12 protein-coding genes and 1 tRNA gene are annotated in these 18,138 nt (G+C 65.6%); 6 read left to right on the top strand and 7 right to left on the bottom strand.

All coding sequences use genetic code 11. The annotated features are described in order from the left end of the window. Position 1: 1 nt before the first annotated feature. Positions 2-1,006 carry an NAD(P)H-quinone oxidoreductase gene (locus ACVZTU_RS15865; RefSeq protein WP_482400819.1) on the bottom strand — a complete coding sequence of 335 codons (1,005 nt, stop codon included), beginning with the start codon at positions 1,004-1,006 and terminating at the stop codon, positions 2-4. Between the two features lie 102 nt (positions 1,007-1,108). Beyond that, positions 1,109-2,380 (bottom strand): threonine ammonia-lyase IlvA, encoded by a 1,272-nt coding sequence (ilvA, locus tag ACVZTU_RS15860; RefSeq protein ID WP_139468263.1) that lies wholly within the window; start codon positions 2,378-2,380, stop codon positions 1,109-1,111. A 264-nt stretch (positions 2,381-2,644) separates the two neighbouring features. On the opposite strand from ilvA, the gene ACVZTU_RS15855 reads away from it, so the two are divergent. Continuing rightward, the gene (locus ACVZTU_RS15855) at positions 2,645-5,239 is read left to right on the top strand and encodes a maltokinase N-terminal cap-like domain-containing protein (RefSeq protein ID WP_482400818.1); all 2,595 of its coding nucleotides are present in this window, start codon (positions 2,645-2,647) and stop codon (positions 5,237-5,239) included. 122 nt (positions 5,240-5,361) lie between these two features. Beyond that, positions 5,362-5,452 (top strand) — tRNA-Ser (locus tag ACVZTU_RS15850). Positions 5,453-5,764: 312 nt separating this feature from the next. On the opposite strand, the gene ACVZTU_RS15845 is transcribed toward ACVZTU_RS15850, so the two are convergent. Together ACVZTU_RS15845 and ACVZTU_RS15840 are read right to left on the bottom strand one after the other, a co-directional pair. Then, positions 5,765-6,304 carry an MOSC domain-containing protein gene (locus tag ACVZTU_RS15845; protein WP_482400817.1) on the bottom strand — a complete coding sequence of 180 codons (540 nt, stop codon included), beginning with the start codon at positions 6,302-6,304 and terminating at the stop codon, positions 5,765-5,767. A 276-nt stretch (positions 6,305-6,580) separates the two neighbouring features. Next, positions 6,581-8,017 (bottom strand): APC family permease, encoded by a 1,437-nt coding sequence (locus tag ACVZTU_RS15840; RefSeq protein ID WP_482400816.1) that lies wholly within the window; start codon positions 8,015-8,017, stop codon positions 6,581-6,583. Positions 8,018-8,328: 311 nt separating this feature from the next. On the opposite strand from ACVZTU_RS15840, the gene ACVZTU_RS15835 reads away from it, so the two are divergent. Beyond that, positions 8,329-9,411 (top strand): MBL fold metallo-hydrolase, encoded by a 1,083-nt coding sequence (locus ACVZTU_RS15835; protein WP_482400815.1) that lies wholly within the window; start codon positions 8,329-8,331, stop codon positions 9,409-9,411. Between the two features lie 44 nt (positions 9,412-9,455). Further along, entirely contained in the window at positions 9,456-10,703 is a 1,248-nt protein-coding gene (locus ACVZTU_RS15830) for a C45 family autoproteolytic acyltransferase/hydrolase (RefSeq protein ID WP_139467950.1), read from the top strand. Positions 10,704-10,718: 15 nt separating this feature from the next. Here the strand turns inward: ACVZTU_RS15830 and ACVZTU_RS15825 are convergent, their stop codons facing one another. The 3 genes from ACVZTU_RS15825 to ACVZTU_RS15815 all read right to left on the bottom strand — a co-directional run bounded on the left by ACVZTU_RS15825 (position 10,719) and on the right by ACVZTU_RS15815 (position 12,617). Then, positions 10,719-11,735, bottom strand: coding sequence for a hypothetical protein (locus ACVZTU_RS15825; protein ID WP_482400814.1), 1,017 nt, complete (start codon positions 11,733-11,735; stop codon positions 10,719-10,721). 97 nt (positions 11,736-11,832) lie between these two features. Further along, a complete protein-coding gene (locus ACVZTU_RS15820) occupies positions 11,833-12,489 on the bottom strand; it encodes a TetR/AcrR family transcriptional regulator (RefSeq protein WP_139467952.1) in 657 nt (218 codons plus the stop codon). Between the two features lie 2 nt (positions 12,490-12,491). Continuing rightward, complete coding sequence (locus ACVZTU_RS15815; RefSeq protein ID WP_258233247.1) at positions 12,492-12,617, bottom strand: hypothetical protein; 126 nt, start codon at positions 12,615-12,617, stop codon at positions 12,492-12,494. A gap of 81 nt (positions 12,618-12,698) precedes the next feature. On the opposite strand from ACVZTU_RS15815, the gene ACVZTU_RS15810 reads away from it, so the two are divergent. Next, the gene (locus ACVZTU_RS15810) at positions 12,699-15,692 is read left to right on the top strand and encodes an MMPL family transporter (RefSeq protein WP_139467953.1); all 2,994 of its coding nucleotides are present in this window, start codon (positions 12,699-12,701) and stop codon (positions 15,690-15,692) included. Further along, on the top strand, positions 15,689-18,079 hold the full coding sequence (locus ACVZTU_RS15805) for a YhgE/Pip family protein (RefSeq protein ID WP_482400813.1): 2,391 nt from the start codon (positions 15,689-15,691) through the stop codon (positions 18,077-18,079). Before ACVZTU_RS15810 ends, ACVZTU_RS15805 begins: the two co-directional genes overlap by 4 nt. Positions 18,080-18,138 lie beyond the last annotated feature (59 nt).

The following is an 18,138-nucleotide window of genomic DNA, read 5'->3' as shown; positions in this document are numbered from 1 at the left end:
CTCATGCACCTTCCTCATCGACGATGAGCAGAACCTTTCCGATGTTCGCCCCGTCCTCCAGCGTCTGATGAGCACGGACGACGTCGGCCAGCGGCATGGCCTCGTGGATGATGGGGCGGATGTCGCCCGAGATCACGGCCGGCCAGAGGCGGTCGGCCACCTCGGCGACGATGGCGATCTTCTGGTCCTTCGGCCGCGCCCGCAGGGTCGTGGCGGAGACTGACTTGCGCGGCTGCATGAGCCAGCCGAGGTTGATCTCGGTCTTCGTTCCGCCCTGCATGCCGATGATGACGAGACGGCCGTCGGTGCCCAGCGCCTTGATATTGCGCTCGAGGTATTTCGCGCCGATGATGTCGAGGATGACATCGGCTCCTGTCGACCCGTCGTCGTGGGTGCAGATCTCGTGGACGCGTTCGACGAAGTCCTCTTCGCGGTAGTTGATGACGGCATCGGCACCGAGTTCGCGGCAGAAGTCGGCCTTCTTCTCGGAGCCGACGGTCACGACGATCTTCACGCCGAGGTGGCGTGCGATCTGGATTGCGGCCGTTCCGATTCCGGAGCCGCCGCCGTGGACGAGCAGCCATTCGCCTGCCTGCACCTTTGCGCGGCCGACGATGTTGGACCAGACGGTCGACAGCACCTCGGGCAGGGCGGCCGCCTCGGTGAGGTCGAAGCCGGCGGGGACGGGAAGCAGCTGACCTGCGGGAACGGGCACGTATTCGGCGTATCCGCCGCCTGAGAGCAGAGCCGCCACCCGGTCGCCGACGGACCAGCCGGTGACGTCGGCGCCGAGTTCTTCGATCGTGCCGGAGACCTCGAGGCCGGGAATCTCGGTGGCCCCTGGTGGGGGATCGTAGAATCCGCGGCGCTGCAGGAGGTCGGCCCTGTTGACGCCGGCGGCATGGACGCTGACGAGGACCTCGTCGGCGGCGATGTCTGGTGTGGGTTCGTCGGTGACCTGCAGGACCTCGGGTTCACCGGGGGAGGAGATCGTGATAGCGCGCATGCGTCCACTCTAGTAGCTGGGTGCGCGAGTGGGCAGGGGCATCCGCGAGGTGGGGTTCGGTGGAGGGCGACTCGGGATGAGGCAGGGCGGCAGCGAAGCCGCTCAGGCGAAGAGGCGGAACATCGGCGAGTTCTGGTGGACGCGCTCGACCTCGATATTCGAGGCCTCCATCCGCTCGAGCAGATTCGGCAGGTCTTCGGCATAGCCGAGCTGAATGCCGACGAACGCCGGTCCGGTCTCCCGGTCGGAGCGTTTGACGTACTCGAACATCGCGATGTCGTCCTCGGGACCGAGCACTTCGTTGAGGAACCGGCGCAGGGCACCGGGCTCTTGCGGGAAGTCGACGATGAAGTAGTGCTTAAGGCCTTCGTGGACGAGTGAGCGTTCGAGGATCTCCGGGTAGCGGGAGATGTCGTTGTTGCCGCCGGAGACCAGGCACACCACGGTCGACCCGGGTTCGATCGTGATCGGCTTGTCCGAGTCCGGGCCGCCGATCCCGGCCGAGGCCAGAGCACCGGAGGGTTCGGCGATGATTCCGTCGACCTGGTACATATCGAGCATCTCGGTGGCCACCGCGCCCTCGGCGACGGGGCGGATGTCGAGGCCGAGGTCGGCGATGACGTCATAGGTGATGTTGCCGGCCCGGCGCACTGCGGTGCCGTCGGCGAAACGGTCGATGTTCTCCAAGGTCACGGGGTGGCCGGCCTTGAGCGCTGCGATCATCGAGGCGGCTCCGGCGGGTTCGGCGCCGATGACCTTCGTGTTCGGCATCCGTTCGGCCGCATAGGCGGCGATTCCCGCAAGCACTCCGCCGCCGCCGACGGGAACGATGATGTAATCCGGGTCGGTCTCGAGCTGAGCGTGGATCTCCGCGGCCACGGTGCCCTGACCGGCGATGGTGCGCATATCGTCGAAGGCCGAGACCAGGAGTGCCTCATTGCGTTCGGCGAACCGGTGGGCCAACGCCGAGGCGTCATCGTAGGTGGAGCCGGCGATCTCGATGGTCACCTGCTCCCCGCCGAAGTGACGGACGCGTTCGATCTTCTGCTTCGGCGTCGTCTTCGGCACGAAGATCGTGCCCTGGATGCCCAGTTCCTTGCAGGCCCGGGCGAATCCCTGGGCATGGTTGCCCGCCGAGGCGCAGACGACACCGCGGGCGCGTTCGTCGGCATCGAGCTGGAGCATGAAGTTGAAGGCGCCGCGGATCTTGTAGGACCGCACCATCTGCAGGTCCTCGCGCTTGAGGTAGACCGTGGAACCGGTCGCGGTCGTCAACCGCTCGCAGATCTGAAGTGGCGACAGGATGACAGAATCGGAAATTCGCAGCGCAGCCGCCTCGACCTCGCCGGCGAGTGTGAGCTTCTGGGGAGTCATGTCTGTTTCAACCACCAGACTATTGTGCGCCCTTTGTCTTGCTATTTGGCAATTCGTATCGATATGAGGACAGCCGCGGGCCGCTGAGAACTCGCCGCGGCCCGCCCCGCTATGACAGTACCGCGTCCCTCCCGTACCCGCCTCGCACCTACCCGAACCCGGTGATTCGGCTCCCGACTTCGGGGTTTCGGGTGCGCCCTGGACCGCGAACACCCCATATCATGATTGGATGGAGGATGCCCGTAATCCCTTCTAGGAGACGTCATGGCCATCAGCAGTGAGCTCGAACAACTGTTAGCCAGCTGGATACCCCGACAGCCGTGGTTTCCCAAGCTCGCAGCAGATTTCGGGACCGACCCCGACATCACCCCCATGTCGGTGGCCCGCGCGTTCACTTACACCGCCGAGGAGCTCGGGGGCTTCGCCGGTCTCGTGACCGTCATCTCCGTCGGCGACGGTCCCACCCTGCGTCGCCTCAACATCCCCCTGACCCTGCGCGGTGCCGAGGATATGCACCTGCGCCACGCCCTCATCGGCCGCGTCGACGACCTCGCGCTCGGCACCGTCTACGTCTACGACGGCGCCGCCGATCCCGTCTTCGTCAACCTCATGGCCGACGCGATCACGAAGCGCAAGGTCTTCGACGGCGGGCAGCTGTCCACCGAGTCCCTGCGCCACAGCCAGGAGAAGACCGAGGCCCGGGACCGTGCGCCGATGCCGTTCCCGGTGACCGCGAACGGCGCGGCCGCCTCGGCGAATGGATCGACGAACACCGCCGCCGAGGCGGTCCCACCGAAGCCATCGATCGGAGACCTCACGGTGGGGGCGGAGGACGTCATGCCCGTCGAGATCCGCCCGATCGAGGTCTCGGACTCCGGGCAGTACAAGTCGACCGTCATCATCCACGACGAATACGAGCCGCTGGAGCTCTCGTTCTTCCGCGTCCTCGAGAACGGAATGCCGTCGTCGCTGACGATTCCGGTTCTGCTCACCGAGGCGGGTTCGCGCAGCGTGCCCGAGGTCATCGGCTGGGGTTCGGGCCGCTGGTACGACATGTTCGAGGTCCAGGAGATGGAGGCGCCGATGGCGCTGCTCTCCCACGTCGATGTCGACGCCGAACCTGCATGGCGAGAAGCCGTGAACACGGTGTGCGCCGTCGACTCCGGTTCGATCGGGGCTTACAACGCCCACGCCGCAGAGATGGGGCGGCGCATCGGCGAACTGCACACGGACATGGCCGCCGAATTCGGTGTCGTCGAAGGCGCCGGCGAACCGACGAAGCAGCTGGTGCAGAAGTGGGTCGAACGCATCGACTGGGCGCTGGGCCGGGCACCCCTGGCCCTGGATTCGCTGGTGCCGGAGCTGCGCGGCCATCGTGCCAGGCTGCAGAGCCTCGAAACCATCGGCACCCTGCAGAAGATCCACGGCGAGCTGACGCTCGACCATGTGGTCAGCTCGTCCACCGACGGCTATTCGGTCGTGAAGTTCACGGACTCGACGGACTCGGACCCCAAGCCCGCCGCCTTCGACCTCGTGGCTCTGCTGCGCAGCATCGACTACGCTGCCGGTTTCGCTCGTCTGCAGCGCACCGACGCGCTCGACTCCGAGGACGGCTCGCTGGTCGTCAGCGGCTTTGGCAACGATCCGGGAGCGCTGCGCGCGATCTTCGATTCGCCCGAGTACCTGTGGGCCTCGCAGGTCCAGAACTCGCTGCTGTCCGGATATTCGCGGGCGCGCGGCGACAGCATCGGGCTGAGCGATCCCGTGCTGCGCGCGGCGCTGGTCGACCGGCTTCTCGTCGAGGTCGTCACCGAGCTGCGCAACCGCCCGAACTGGCTGTCCGTGCCGCTGGCCACGCTCACCCTCGTCCTCAAGGGCAAGCCCGCCCGCACCGAGGAGGCTGCTGAGGCCCGCCTCAACTGGTCTGATTCCGGCGAGGCGGGGTCCGATGCGGCCGAGGACTCTCCAGCTTCCGGCGACGCAGCCGGTGCTGCTGTTGCCGAGGACTCGGAAGTGGATGCGGAAGTCGCGTCGAGCGATGCGTTCGCCGTGGCTCCACCCGCCGACGAGGCGACCGCCGCCGATTCGGAGTCGGTCTCTGCGGCGCCCCGTGGAACCTCCGGCGCCGTCGCAGCTGCGATCGCGAACTCAGACTCCGAGGACTCGGGGGCCGAACGGTTGGGCTCCGAAGGACCGACTGTCGAGGAGCCCTCTGCAGTCAGCGAAGCGGACGAAGTTGCCGCGGCAGAACCTGAAGCTGCTGAGTCGCCCGCCAATGGGAGTGCGGCCGACGCAGTTCCTTCGGCAGAGCCCACGGTCGAGAATTCCGAGACCGACAGGTCCGAAGCCGAAGAGGTCGAGGTCGCCGATACTGCGGAGAACACCGTTGACGCGGTCGCGGATTCCGACATCGACGATGTCGAGGACTCGACCGTGGACCCGCCCCAGGACGATGCACCCGAAGTGGCTCCAGCTCCTGCTGAAGACGAGGAATTCGTCGACGAGGAAGAATCGGAAGCTCCGGTCCGACGAGTTCCGGCCTCGTTCGCGGCGCGCGGCGCCACCTCGGAGGACGCCGACAGCACTGGACACGAATCGCAGCCGGCCAAACCGAAGGACGCACCGAAGCTCGGCCACACGTGGAGCGAACGTTCGCAGAACTCCGGCAGCGACCGCGGAACATTCGGCGAGCAGATCTCCGAGCGGCCGGACAAGAGTCGCGACGATTCCGCGGCACGGCCCGACGAATCAATGGATAAGTCCCGGGACGATTCGAAGCCTGCCGGCGGGTCTGTGTTCGATGACCTCCTGGGCACCGAGCGTAAGCGGAACCGGATGAAGAAGCGCAAGAAGGACTGACCTCCTCTCCTGAACCGTCAATTGGCAGATGCTGTTGCGGTTGTGAGAAACTATGGTGGCTCGACCTCGCGTCGAGCAGGCCGGGTTCGCTCCATCACTGTCACAGGCATGGAAGAACCGAAGGAAGCGTGTCCGAGCGGCCGAAGGAGACGGTCTTGAAAACCGTTGTGCGGCAACCCCGCACCGTGGGTTCGAATCCCACCGCTTCCGCCAAGGGAGAAGCCCCTGAGCTCATCGTCAACAGCGAAGAGCTCGGGGGCTTTCACTTGCTCACTACGGCGCTTCATCACGCGCGGCGAATCCTCTGCTTCCGCTCGTTCAAGGCTGAGCGCGCTTTTCGCTGGGCAGACCTACCGATAACCGCGCCTGGTCTTGAACGACGGGATTCCCGCGGTGCAGCGCTTGAACGACGGTCCTAGCGCTGCCGCTGCCGCAGACCGAGTCGCGCAGACTCGGTCGCGCAAGGGTCCTTCTTGACCAGGCCCGCCGGAAGCGCCGGGTGTCCCAGTGCTTTCAGTGAGTTTGTCAGACGGTGGTGAGCGGATGATGCGGCAAGGGTGGTAGCTCGACGATGATCGCGTCGCCCGGACGAACGACCCCGCCTCGGGCGACGATGCCCATGACTCCGGCAAGCCGGCGAACATGGCCATCGTCGTCCTTGAACACGAGGCGCTTCATCAGGCCAGGCTGCAGGTCATCGATCTGACGGCACGGGTTGCGCAGGCCGGTGACGACCACCGTCGCCTCACCGATTCTCAGTCGAGTGCCGACCGGCAGTTCGAGCAGATTGACTCCGCCCGTGGTGATGTTCTCCCCGAGGCTGCCCGGCTCCACCGTGAACCCCTCGTCGCTGAGGTGGTCGAAGAGTTCGCCATGGATGAGGTGGACCTGTCGGAGGTTCGGTGTGCTCGGGTCCCTGGCCACTCTGCTGCGATGCTGAACGGTCGTCCCTGCATGAGCGTCACCGGCGACGCCGATGCCCTCGATGAGCGTGATCGAGGGCATCGGCTCTTTGCTGAAGTCATGCGTAGGGCTGAAGTGGACTGCGCGGACCGAGGACACCATGGAACTGATTCTCCCATGGGGCCAGCCCCGCGACAGAGACTCCACTTCCGCTCGTTCAAGGCTGAGCGCGCTTTTCTCTAGGCAGACCTACCGATAACCGCGCTTCGCCTTGAACGACGGGATTTCAGCGATGCAGCGCTTGAACGGCACGCCCAGCGCTAAGTGTCGTAACTCGCGGGTTCGAAATTCATGCGCACTGATCAAGATCACCGCGTATGAATTTCGAAGCCGCTCATAGGCACCGTTAGGTCGATAGTGCACTCAGGTGCCGACCGCTCAGTCCCGGACCGGCGCTCCCGCCTCGGGAGCCTCGCCAGCCCCGGGCGTCCCAGCGCCGCCCCCGGCCTCAGGCGCCTCTGGTTCGGACATCTCGGCATCGGCCTCGGGGTCGTCGAAGCTGCGCACCGAGCGCTTGAATCCGCGGGTCAGCACGGCCAGGTAGATGATGCCGATCGCCAGCCACACGAGTCCGCCGATGAGCGCGGTCCCGTGCAGGCTGACCCACAGGACTCCTGTGAGGATCGCGCCGACGGCCGGCATCACGACGTAGCTGAACGCCGACTTGAAGTCCTTGACCTGCTTGGTTCGGAAGGCGTAGTGCGCAATGACCGTGAGGTTGACGAAGGTGAAGGCGATGAGCGCACCGAAGTTGATGAGCGCCGAGATGAGCTCGAGGCTGAATGACATCGCCAGCAGGCACACCGCACCGACGAGCACGATATTGAACACCGGAGTGTGCGTCTTCGGGTTGATGTATCCGAAGGCCTTGCGCGGCAGCACCCCGTTGCGGCCCATTACGAGCATCATCCGCGACACCGACGCATGCGAAGCCAGCCCCGAGGCGGCGGTCGCAGCGAATGCCGCAGCCACGAAGAACAGCTGGAACACGTGGCCGCCGGTGATCATGCCGATCTCCGGCAGCGGATCGTCGACGATGGTGAACTGCGAATTGTCGGGGAAGAGCAGCTGCGCGAAATAGCCGGCGACGAGGAAGATGAGACCGCCGGCGAGAACGGTGAGCATGATCGCCTTCGGCATGAGGCTGACGTGCTTCGCCTCGTTCGTGTACATCGTCACCGCATCGAAGCCGATGAACGAGAAGCACACGACAGTCGCACCGGTGAGGACCGCGCCGAGGTGGACGCCATGATGGATGAACGGCTCCGGGCTGAAGACGACTCCGGCGCCTTCGCCGGCGTTGAGCTGCATGACGGCGAGCACGCAGAACGTGGCGACGAGCACAACCGCGAAGACGAGGAGGATGCCGTTGATGTTCGCCGTCCCCCGCATCGAGGACAGGACGATGCCGGTCATGACGATCGTATAGACGATGACCCACACCCACGGGGGCGCATCGGGGACCATCGACTCCATGTAGAGCCGGATGATGAGGCAGTTGACCATCGGCAGCAGCAGATAGTCCAGGAGGGAGGTCCACCCGACGAGGAAGCCGAGCCCCGGTGACATCGTCTCCCGCGTATAGGTGTAGGCCGACCCCGCGGTCGGGAAGACCCTGACCATCTTGCCGTAGCTGAAGGCCGTGAAGATCATGACGATGAGAGCCACGAGGTACGCCGCCGGAACTGCTCCGTTCGTCTGTTCGGAGACGATTCCGAACGTGTCGAAGACGACCGTCGGCGTCATATAGCCGAGTCCGAGTCCGACGATGGACCACAGTCCGAGGTTGCGCTTCAGTGAGCCAGAGGCAGCCATATCAATCCTCCCCAATGAGTCTTGCCGCCCGCCGGGCCGTCGACGTCGCCATCGATGACCGGCCCGGAAGTGATGTGCGTCATGATCTTAACGCTCAAGGTACTGAAAACGAAACCATCGCCGAGGATCGGGATGGGTATCAGTGTGAAATCGTGACCTTTCCGATGAAAACCGTCAATATCGGCAACGATATCGGTAGTCAGATCGGGTGGTGCCGTGCCCAGTTATCGAACGAACCGTCAGCGCCGACGCGAAACAGAGTAGATTGCAGTCAACGGACAATGTGGCCCCACGAGAGGTGTGAGAGCAGTATGGCGATCGAAACGCTCAGTTCCCAGCAGTCGGCGGCATGGAAGGATCGAGTCCTGCCGCCGGTCGAACAGGTCGCCGAAGGTGTCTGGGCCCTCCCGGTCCCGATCCCCAACAACCCTCTCGTCTACACCTACTGCTATGCCCTCGCCGACGGCTCCGGCGTCGTCCTCATCGACCCGGGCTGGGATGGCAAGGATCAGTACCTGGCGCTCACCTCGGCGCTTAACGACCTCGGCTTCACGGTCACCGATATCCACGGAATCGCGATCACCCACTATCACCGCGACCACATCGGGCTCGTGCCCGCACTCCTCGCGAAGAACCCCGACGCCTGGGTCGCCATGCACGGCGAGGACCTGCGCGCGATCAAACGCTTCTACACCAACGCCGTCGACCTCGGCACCGGCATCGACCCCAACCTCAACATCGCCCGCGCCTATGGTGTCCCCGAGGACCGCTGGGCCGAAGTCGAAAGCCTCCAGGTCGGATCGAGCAAGGGCAGGTCGAAGAGCGCCTCGATGGACCTGTACAGACAGGCGATGAGCCGGCTGCCCGAGAACATCCACGTCCTCGATGACGGCACCGAACTCCCGCTCGACGAAGGTCGAGTGACGGCAATGTGGACGCCGGGGCACACCTACGGGCACTCGGCGTTCGTCCGCGACGAGGGCAAACTGTTCTTCTCCGGCGACCATGTGCTGCCGACGATCACCCCGAACATCGGCCTCGATTCCGGGGCGATCACGCACAGCCTCGGCGATTATCTGCGCTCACTGGAGAAGATCGGCGAGCTCGACGAGGACGTGGCGGTGCTGCCGGCCCACGGCTTCCGCTTCGCCGGACTCCATGACCGCAAGGTCGAACTCGTCGAACACCATCACGAGCGCCTCGGCGAGATCCGCGCCCGCATGGAGGCCACCGACGACCACAGCGTCTACTCGATCGCGGCGGGCCTGCACTGGTCCCGCGGCTTCGAGAGCCTGCACAACTTCAACCTCTTCGCCGCCCTTGCCGAAACCGCCGCGCACATGCATTATCTCGGTATCGACATCGGCGTCGGCTCTCTCGTCGGCAAGGACTGAGCCGGGCCCGGCCTGAAGAAGAGAGACAGCAAGGAGGAACCAGCATGAGCACCGAATTCGTTCCCGCCGCCGAGGTGCGGCCCGTGACCTTCGCCGTCCATGCGAGCGACCACGTCGAACGCGGCCACCGCCGTGGCGAGGAGCTGCGCACGGGAATCGCCTCCACCCTGGACGCGTATCGGCGCTACTTCTCGCATCTGTCCATCACCGAGGCGGCCGTGCACTCGGCAGCAACGTCGAGTTGGCAGCGACTCCAGCAATGGTGGCCGACCGGCGCCGAGGAAGTCGAAGCCGTAGCCGCCGGAGCGGGAATCGATGTCCCCGAACTGATGGAGATCGTCGCCCGGACGGAGATCATGACCCAGGCACCGGCCGCGCCGACCGAATGCTCGACCGTGAGCCACACCAGTCCTGGCGCCTCCGTGGCCGCACAGAACTGGGATTGGGCGGCGGACTTCTCCACTCTGTGGCACTTCAACGATGTCGGTGCCGTGCCCGGGCAGCACCGGCATGTGGGCATCGCCGAGTTCGGAATGCTCGGCAAGATCGGTCTCAACGAGGCCGGCGTCGGCGTCCTGCTCAACATCCTCAAGCACCGGAACGATGCGCCTGGTGGAGTGCCCATCCACATGATCCTCGCCCGTGTCCTGGCCGAAGCGGGCACCCTCGCCGAGGCGCTTGAGATCATCGACTCCGCCCCGACGTCATCATCGTCGATCATCACCGTCATCACCGCCGAGGCGGCCGTCCAGGTCGAGATCGCCGGCGAGCTCAAGCGCGAGCGACGGGCCCGCGCGAGCAGTGGGGCCGATGGGGAGACGGGGGAGTCCGGATTCCTCATCCACACAAACCATTTCCTGCACCCGGATCTGCTCGACGGTGCGCTCGAGCTGCGCCCCGATTCGACCTCGCAGGAACGGTACCGTCACCTCGCCGAGGCGGTCGTGCGCTTCGAAGCCGAACGTGCGCTGGCGCGTGGCGGAGAGCCCCCTGCTGATGGTGCCGCCGAGTCCGACAGCGCCGCCCATACCGACGGTGCCGCTGAGCCCGACGGCGCTGCCTCGACCGACGGTGCGAAGAACGCGCCCGTCGCGGTCGGAGATCTCACGAAGCTGCTGACGACTGGACCGGGAGACGCGCCTGTGTGCTGCACTCCGGCGCCCGGCGCCGCCTACGGGGATCGTTCGGCGACCCTGGTGAGCGTGCGCATCGATCCGGCGCGCAAACAGATCGACCTCGCACCCGGGTCACCGGCCGACGGTCTGCACGGAAACCGCCGCTTCCAACTCTGAACCGGCGGCGGCCGCTCAGTTCTCGTCTGCTCCGTCCGTCGCACTGGCGGAATCATCGGAACTCTCGTCCGCCTCGGCGGCTTCCTGCTCGCGCATCTCGATGACCGCGTCGAGGGCGGACGCGATCGCATCGTCGTTCTCCAGTGCGGCTTGGATGAGTCGCCACGGCACGAGGTCGAGATTCTGATCGCCGACGACGAAGCGGATGAACGGCTGCCTGCTGCGCGGATCATCGGCTTCGAGTTCGGCGCCGTAGCGCCACTGGCCGAAGGCGATGCGGCGCACCGTCTCACCGATGAAGCGCATGGCACCGGCGGTGAAGGGGGTCTCGTCCTCGGCGATCATGTCGTCGGGGCCGTCGTAGCGGACCGCGACCTGCCTGCCCAGACGGGCGAGGCTCTCCCGGTCGAAGCCCCACGAACTCGGATCGGCCTGCTCCTGAGTCCAGGCGGCGATGCCCGGTTCGACGGTGCCGATGAAGCGGGTGAGGAATTCGACCTCCTCCTCGCTCGAGTTCTCGGCGTTGAGCACCCCGAGGGAGAGCCCCGTGCACTTGCGGCGCGGTTGGCCGTCCCCGCCGAGGAGCTCCCTGGCCTTGTCGAGCACTGCGGTGAACACCTCGGCGCTGCGCTGGTCGACGGCGGCCAGCACGATTCCCACCAGCGGGATCGGCTCACCGGCGGCCGGGCCGTCGGCATTGTCGGGGCGGATGAATGGCATCCCGTTGCCTGACGACTCGTCGTGGTCCCAGACCCCGCCGATCGCACGCAGATAGGTTTCGCCGAGGTAGCGGATGAGTCCTTCGAAGAAGCGGCGGTTCTCCGGCTTGAGGATCTCTTCGGTGTTCGGGAACTTCGAGAGCACGAAGAGTTCGAGCATCGGCAGTGATTTCGGCCCGAAGTCCTTCGGGAACTTCACGGTCTCCCCGTCCTCCTTCTCGAAGGTTTCGGGGAGGTCGGCGAGGACGAACGCGCCGAGGCGGACGTCCATATTGTTGATGAAAGCAGAGAATTCGCGCTGGAGTTCGTTCACGGGCACCACCTTAGTGCCTCGAGCCGGTTCGTCGAGCGCGTTCAGACCTTGTCATAGGGGCAGAAGCCTCCAGGTATCGCTGTCGGGGCAGAAGCGTTCAGACCTCGGCGTCGGGACAGAAATCGATGAGGTGCATGAGGACCTCGACGATGAGGCTCGGATCGATGTCGACGTGCTCGTCCATCTTCTTCCCGGCCGCCGCAGTCAGGGCGATCCGGTTGAACACGGAGATGATGACCGTGAGGAAGTCGCCGAGCGGCTGCTTCGTCGTGGCGCCGGCGACATCGAGGGCCGTGGTCACGAGTGCGGCCAGCCGATCGAGCTGAGTGGCGTTGAGTTCGACATACCGGGCGTGGAGATGCGGAACCCGCAGGCAGTAGAGCTCGATCTCCTGTTCCGTGATCGTCTCGGCCACGGTCTGCTTCTTCTCATTGAAGACATCGTCGATGAACTGCGTCATCAGCGCTTTGATCTCCGGCACCTCGGCAGTGGCCATGAGCTGCTCGGACCACCGCTGGATCGTGGCATCGAGGCGATCAAGGTTCTCCGAGATGCGCATCTCGATGATCGCGAGCACCAGATCGTCACGGCTGGAGAAGTTCGAATAGAACGCCCCTCTGGTCAGGCCTCCGGCCTCGCAGATCTCCTCGATCGAGGCGCCGTCGATGCCGCGGACGGCGAAGACCGAGGTGCCGGCCTGAACGAGGGTGGATCGGGTCTGGCGTCTGCGTGGGCTGAGTTCGTCTGTGTTCATCGTCATTTCGTTGCGGTGGGGTCGGCGATGGCCAAGGTGGTGCAGTTCTCTGCGCCGGCATCGGAGCCGGCAGCGACGGCGTGGCGGAGAGCGAGGCGCCTGAGCATCTCATGGGAATCCTCGCTCAACCTGGGATCCATTTGCATGGAGGGTGGGTATTGCACAACAATACAATACTGTATCCAATACACTTTTGTATCGAGGTTTTCGTGTCAACTTTCCTCTACGCCCTGGGCCGTCGTGCGTATCGGACCCCGTGGCGCTTCATCGCCGCGTGGCTGCTGATCTTCGTCCTCGTCGGAGCCGGAGTCGCCGCCTTCTCCAAGGACTTCGACAATGACTTCACACTCCCGGGTTCGGAGGCGCAGACGGCTCTGGACTCGATGAAGTCGACGTTCCCCGAAGCCGCCGGCGTCTCCGCCTCGGTGATCGTCGTCGCCGACGACGGAGACTCGGTCGAGGATGCGAAGTACAAGGACGCGATCGAAGACGAGATCGACCGCATCGAGGACCTCCCGCACGTCGACACGGTGACCTCCCCGTATTCCGACCTCGTCGAGGGTGCCATCAGCAAGGACGAGACGGCGGCCATGATCTCCGTCCAATACGACGGCACTCAGCAGGACGTCGGGGAGGACGCCGGCGACAACCTCATCGAGGCGCTCGACCCGCTGCGCGATGCCCTGCCCGGAGCGCAGGTCGAAGGCGGCGGTGAGCTCTTCCAGATCACCGGTGTCGAGATCTCCTGGGTCGAAGGCATCGGCGTCGTCATCGCCTTCATCGTCCTCCTGCTCACACTCGGTTCCTTCCGAGCCGCGGGAATGCCGCTGATCACTGCGCTCATCGGCGTCGGCATCTCCGTGCTGCTCATCGTCGGCGGCACCGCGTTCGCGACGATCAACTCCTCCTCGATCATGCTTGCGCTCATGCTCGGCCTGGCCGTGGGCATCGACTACGCACTCTTCATCGTCTCCCGCGCCCGCGACCTCCTCGCCGAAGGCCACGACCCCGTCGAGGCGGCCGGACGCGCCGTCGCGACGGCCGGGTCCGCCGTCGTCTTCGCGGGCATGACCGTGATGATCGCACTCCTCGGCCTGTCCCTGGCCGGCATCCCCTTCCTCACGATCATGGGCATCGGCGCTTCCGGCTCCGTCGCCGTGGCCGTGATGATCTCCCTGACGATGGTCCCCGCCCTGCTGGGACTCGTGAAGTCCAAGATCACCCCGAAGCCGACGAAGCGCTACCGGAAGGCCTACGCCGCGGCCGCTCAGCGGGCGACGACGGGCACGACCGCCTCGGCGAAGGGATCATCGACCGGCACCGAGGCGGGGGACGGTTCCACAGGAACCCCCACTGTGGCGACCGACGCATCCACAGGAACCCCCGCCGAGGCGACCGACCCGGCACTGCGGGAGAGGATCGCCGACGAGGCGCGCGCCGAGGGCGGCGACCCGTACCCGCCGACGATCATGAACAAGTTCTTCGCCGGGTGGCTCAAGGTCGTCACGAAGATCCCGCTGCTGACGATCGTCGTCATCGTCGGCGGCCTCGCGCTCTTCGCGATCCCTGCCACCCAGCTCCAACTGTCCCTGCCCACCGCAGGCGACCAGGAGCAGGGCACCCCGGCACGGGCGACCTACGACCTCATCGACGAGCACTTCGGACCCGGCTACAACGGGCCCCTGGTCATGACCAGCCAGATCGTGACGAGCGACGATCCGCTCGGAGACGTCGAGGAGATCGAGAAGCGCATCGAGAAGGTCGACGGCGTCGAACAGGTCATCATGGCCACCCCGAACCGGGACGCGACCGTCGGGCTCTTCCAGATCATTCCGACGACGGCCTCCGACGACCCGGCGACCCTCGACACGGTCGATCGGCTGCGGGACCTGAGCACGGAGATCGAGGACGACTTCGACTTCGACACCGCCGTCACCGGTGCCACCGCGATCCAGATCGACGTCTCCGACCAGCTCGGCAAGGCTCTGGTGCCCTTCGGCATCTTCGTCGTCGGACTCTCCATCATCCTGCTCATGATGGTCTTCCGCTCCGTGGCGGTGCCGATCAAGGCCACCGGTGGGTTCCTCCTCTCCGTCTTCGCCTCCTTCGGCACGGTCGTCCTCGTCTTCCACGACGGACTCTTCGCCGGCCCCTTGGGCATCGACGGGACGGGACCGGTCATCAGCTTCCTGCCGATCATCGTCATGGGCATCCTCTTCGGCCTCGCGATGGACTACGAGGTGTTCCTCGTCTCGGGCATGCGCGAAGCCTATGTCCACGGCTCCTCGGCCAAGGACGCCATCAGAGCCGGATTCGCCTCCTCCGCCCGCGTCGTCTCGGCCGCAGCGATCATCATGTTCTCCGTCTTCGCGGCCTTCGTGCCCGCCGGCGAACCGATCATCAAGTCGATCGCGCTCGCCCTGGCCGCCGGCATCTTCGTCGACGCCTTCCTCGTGCGCATGTCGCTGGTGCCCGCGATCATGCAGCTGCTCGGCGACAAGGCCTGGTGGCTGCCGAAGTGGCTCGATCGGATCCTGCCGCGCCTCGACGTCGAAGGAGAGGGCCTCGCCCACGAAGTGGCCCTGCGCGACTGGCCGGAGCCGAACTCGGACTACCGGGTCTACGGACGCGGAATCGGCGTGTACTCCGGAGACCGCGGCTTCGCCCGCGTCGACATCTCCCTGCTGCCCGGCCAGATCCTCGTCGCCAGCGGCGATTCCCGCCGAGCCCTCCTGCTCGCCGTGTCCGGCCGCGTCGGACTCACGGCCGGGGAGATGAAGATCGGCCAGAACGTCCTGCCCGAACACGCCGGACGGGTCCGCCGACAGGTTCCCTACCTCGACCTCAACCGGGGCGAAGCCGACCGGATGATCAGTCCGCGCGACATCTCTCGGATGGCCGCCTCGGCGCCGGATCTGCTCGTCATCGACGGGGCGGAGAAGCTCGCGGCCGGGGCACGGGAATCGGCCGGACCGGCACGGGATCTGCGCGATCTGCTGCCGCAGCTCGTCGCCGAAGGCACCACCGTCATCCTCGGCCTGCCCGACGGGGATGTGACAGGGATCTTCGATCCCGAAACGAACTACTTCCACCTCGACCTCGACGAGGCTCGACCCGATGAGCGGGGCGGAACCGACAGCGAATCAGACGGCGAACACACCCACGCCGTCGACAGCACCAACATGGAAGGTGTGCAGTCGTGAGACTCGAACGTGCGAACTCGAAGAAGCCGGTGAACTGGCTCTCCCTCCTCGGGCTGGTCCTCATCCCGATCATCGTGGCGGCCGGATTCATCCTCGCCACGTGGAAGAGCGGCGATCGTCTCGAGACCATCGAAGCCGCCATCGTCAACAACGACGATGGAGCGAAGGTCGACGGCAAGACCGTGCCGATCGGCCGTCAGCTGACCAGCGGTCTGGTGGGTGAGGACGAGAACAACATCCACTGGGTCATCACCGATGAAGAGGATGCGCAGAACGGGCTGTCCGACGGCACATACGCCGCGAAGCTGACGATTCCCGAGGGCTTCTCCCGCGCTGTGACCTCGGTCGATGATGCGAAGTCGGCGACGCAGACGCAGCTCGACGTCGACGTCTCCGGGACCGCTCCCGCGCTCGATACGCAGATCTCCCGATCCGTCGCCGAGGTGGCGCGGACGACCTTCAACACGCAGATGACCGAGAACTACCTCGACAACATCTACGTGGGCTTCAATAAGATGGGCGATCAGATGAAGGACCTCGGCGACGCAGCCGGGGAACTCGACAAGGGTGCCGAAGGCCTCAAGGAAGGCACCGGACAATCGGCCGAAGGCGCCGGCGAGCTGTCCAAAGGCATGAAGCAGCTCAGTGACAACGGCGGCGAGCTCAAGTCCGGAGCCACGGAGCTGTCGAAGGGCGCCGGCGAACTGTCCAAGGGTGCCTCGGAGATGTCCGGGGGGCTGAACGAACTCGACAAGAAGACCTCGAAGCTGCCCGACAGCACGCAGAAGCTGGCCGACGGCTCCGGTGAGCTCTCCGACGGCGTCGACGAATACACGAAGTCCATCGACGAGATCATCAAGGGCTTCGCCGGATCCGGCGACTCGGGCGAAGGCGGCCTCGGCGACATCACCAAGGGCGGCAAGGAACTCGAGAAGGGCGCCGACGGTGTGTCCAAGGGCGCCTCAGGCCTCTCCGACGGACTGCACCAGTACCGAGACGGGCTGAAGCAGAAGGCCGATGGTGCCGACAAGCTCGCTGCCTCGAAACCTGATCTCGACAAGCTTGTCGAAGAGGGCATCATGAGCAAGTCCGAGGCGAAGCAGGCACGGGCCGAGATGTGCCCGACCGGAACTCCCGACCAGGTCTGTCAGGGCATCGAACAGGCCTATGCCCAGGGACTGCTCAACGGCACTTCGGGCGGTCTGAACGGAGCCGTGGACGGACTCGAGCAGGAGCAGAACGGCTCGTCCCTCCTCGGCGGGTCCGATGAACTCGCCAAGGGTGCTTCGGAGCTCTCCGACGGCGTGACCAAGTTCGTCAAGGGACTCGAGGACGGCCTCGGCGATCTGACGAAGGGCATGGAGGACATCTCGAAGAACGCCCCGAAGCTGCTCGAGGCCTCGAAGGGACTGCGTGACGGTGCCGCCGGGGTCGCCGACGGCAACCAGCAGCTCGCCGACGGTATGCCGGCCCTGTCCAAGGGCATCGGCAAGGTCGCCGACGGTTCCTCGGAACTCTCCGACGGTGCCGGTCAGCTCAGCGATGGGCTGAGCGAATACAGCACCGGTGTCGGCAAGTACACCGATGGCGTCTCCGAGGCCGCGACCGGCACCTCCGAACTCTCAGCCGGCCTCGACAAGCTCGATGAGGGCACGGGCAAGTATGCGAAGGGCGTGAGCAAGTTCTCCGACGGCGTCAAGGACGGTGCGGACGAAGTGCCGTCCTACACGGCTCCGGAACGTGACCGCTTGGCCAAGGTCGCCTCGGCGAATATCGCATCCCCGGACACGGACAGCGTCACGGATGTGCTGGCGGGATCGACGATCGCGCTCCTCATCATGCTCGCCCTGTGGATCGGCGGACTCGTCACCTACACGGTGCTCAAGCCGATCCCGGCATGGGCTCTGCTGTCGACGAAGTCTTCGTTCGCCGTGTGGGCGCGCGGACTGCTGCCCGGCCTCGTCGTCGGCGTGCTGCAGGCGCTCGTGCTCTCGATCCTCGCGGTCACCGTGATGGACATCGACGCGATCCAAGGCTTCGACATCGCAGTGCTCACGTTCGTCTCAGCGATCGTGTTCATGATCCTGAATTTCGCACTCGTCGCGTGGTTCGGGGGAGTGGGCCGGTTCCTGTCGGTCATCGCAGTCGTGCTGGCCGTCGCGGGTCGGACGATCGGGGCGGTGCCGCAGTTCTTCGACTTCGTCGCGCCGATCCTGCCGCTGACTCCGTCGATGAACGGCTTCGCAGCGATCGCCGCGGGCACCAGCGGGCAGGCTGCCGCATACGGCGGACTGCTGGCCTGGGCGGTCATCGGCATCGTGATGTCGCTGCTGGCCATCGTCCGGGCCCGGACCACGAAGCCCGAAGCCGCCCTCGAAATGGCGTAGCCGCCGGGGCGGACGCGGCGCCACGCTGCCGGCCCGGTGCGGCGCGGCGTCGCCTCTGC

This window comes from Brevibacterium sp. OS20 (assembly GCF_056837565.1).
This window is presented reverse-complemented; position numbering and strand designations above follow the sequence as displayed.

Coding starts and splice junctions, on each gene's coding strand:
- ilvA (WP_139468263.1), bottom strand. CDS start 2,380: ATGACTCCCCAGAAGCTCACACTCGCCGGCGAGGTCGAGGCGGCTGCG.
- ACVZTU_RS15830 (WP_139467950.1), top strand. CDS start 9,456: ATGAGCACCGAATTCGTTCCCGCCGCCGAGGTGCGGCCCGTGACCTTC.
- ACVZTU_RS15820 (WP_139467952.1), bottom strand. CDS start 12,489: ATGAACACAGACGAACTCAGCCCACGCAGACGCCAGACCCGATCCACC.
- ACVZTU_RS15855 (WP_482400818.1), top strand. CDS start 2,645: ATGGCCATCAGCAGTGAGCTCGAACAACTGTTAGCCAGCTGGATACCC.
- ACVZTU_RS15835 (WP_482400815.1), top strand. CDS start 8,329: ATGGCGATCGAAACGCTCAGTTCCCAGCAGTCGGCGGCATGGAAGGAT.
- ACVZTU_RS15865 (WP_482400819.1), bottom strand. CDS start 1,006: ATGCGCGCTATCACGATCTCCTCCCCCGGTGAACCCGAGGTCCTGCAG.
- ACVZTU_RS15845 (WP_482400817.1), bottom strand. CDS start 6,304: ATGGTGTCCTCGGTCCGCGCAGTCCACTTCAGCCCTACGCATGACTTC.
- ACVZTU_RS15840 (WP_482400816.1), bottom strand. CDS start 8,017: ATGGCTGCCTCTGGCTCACTGAAGCGCAACCTCGGACTGTGGTCCATC.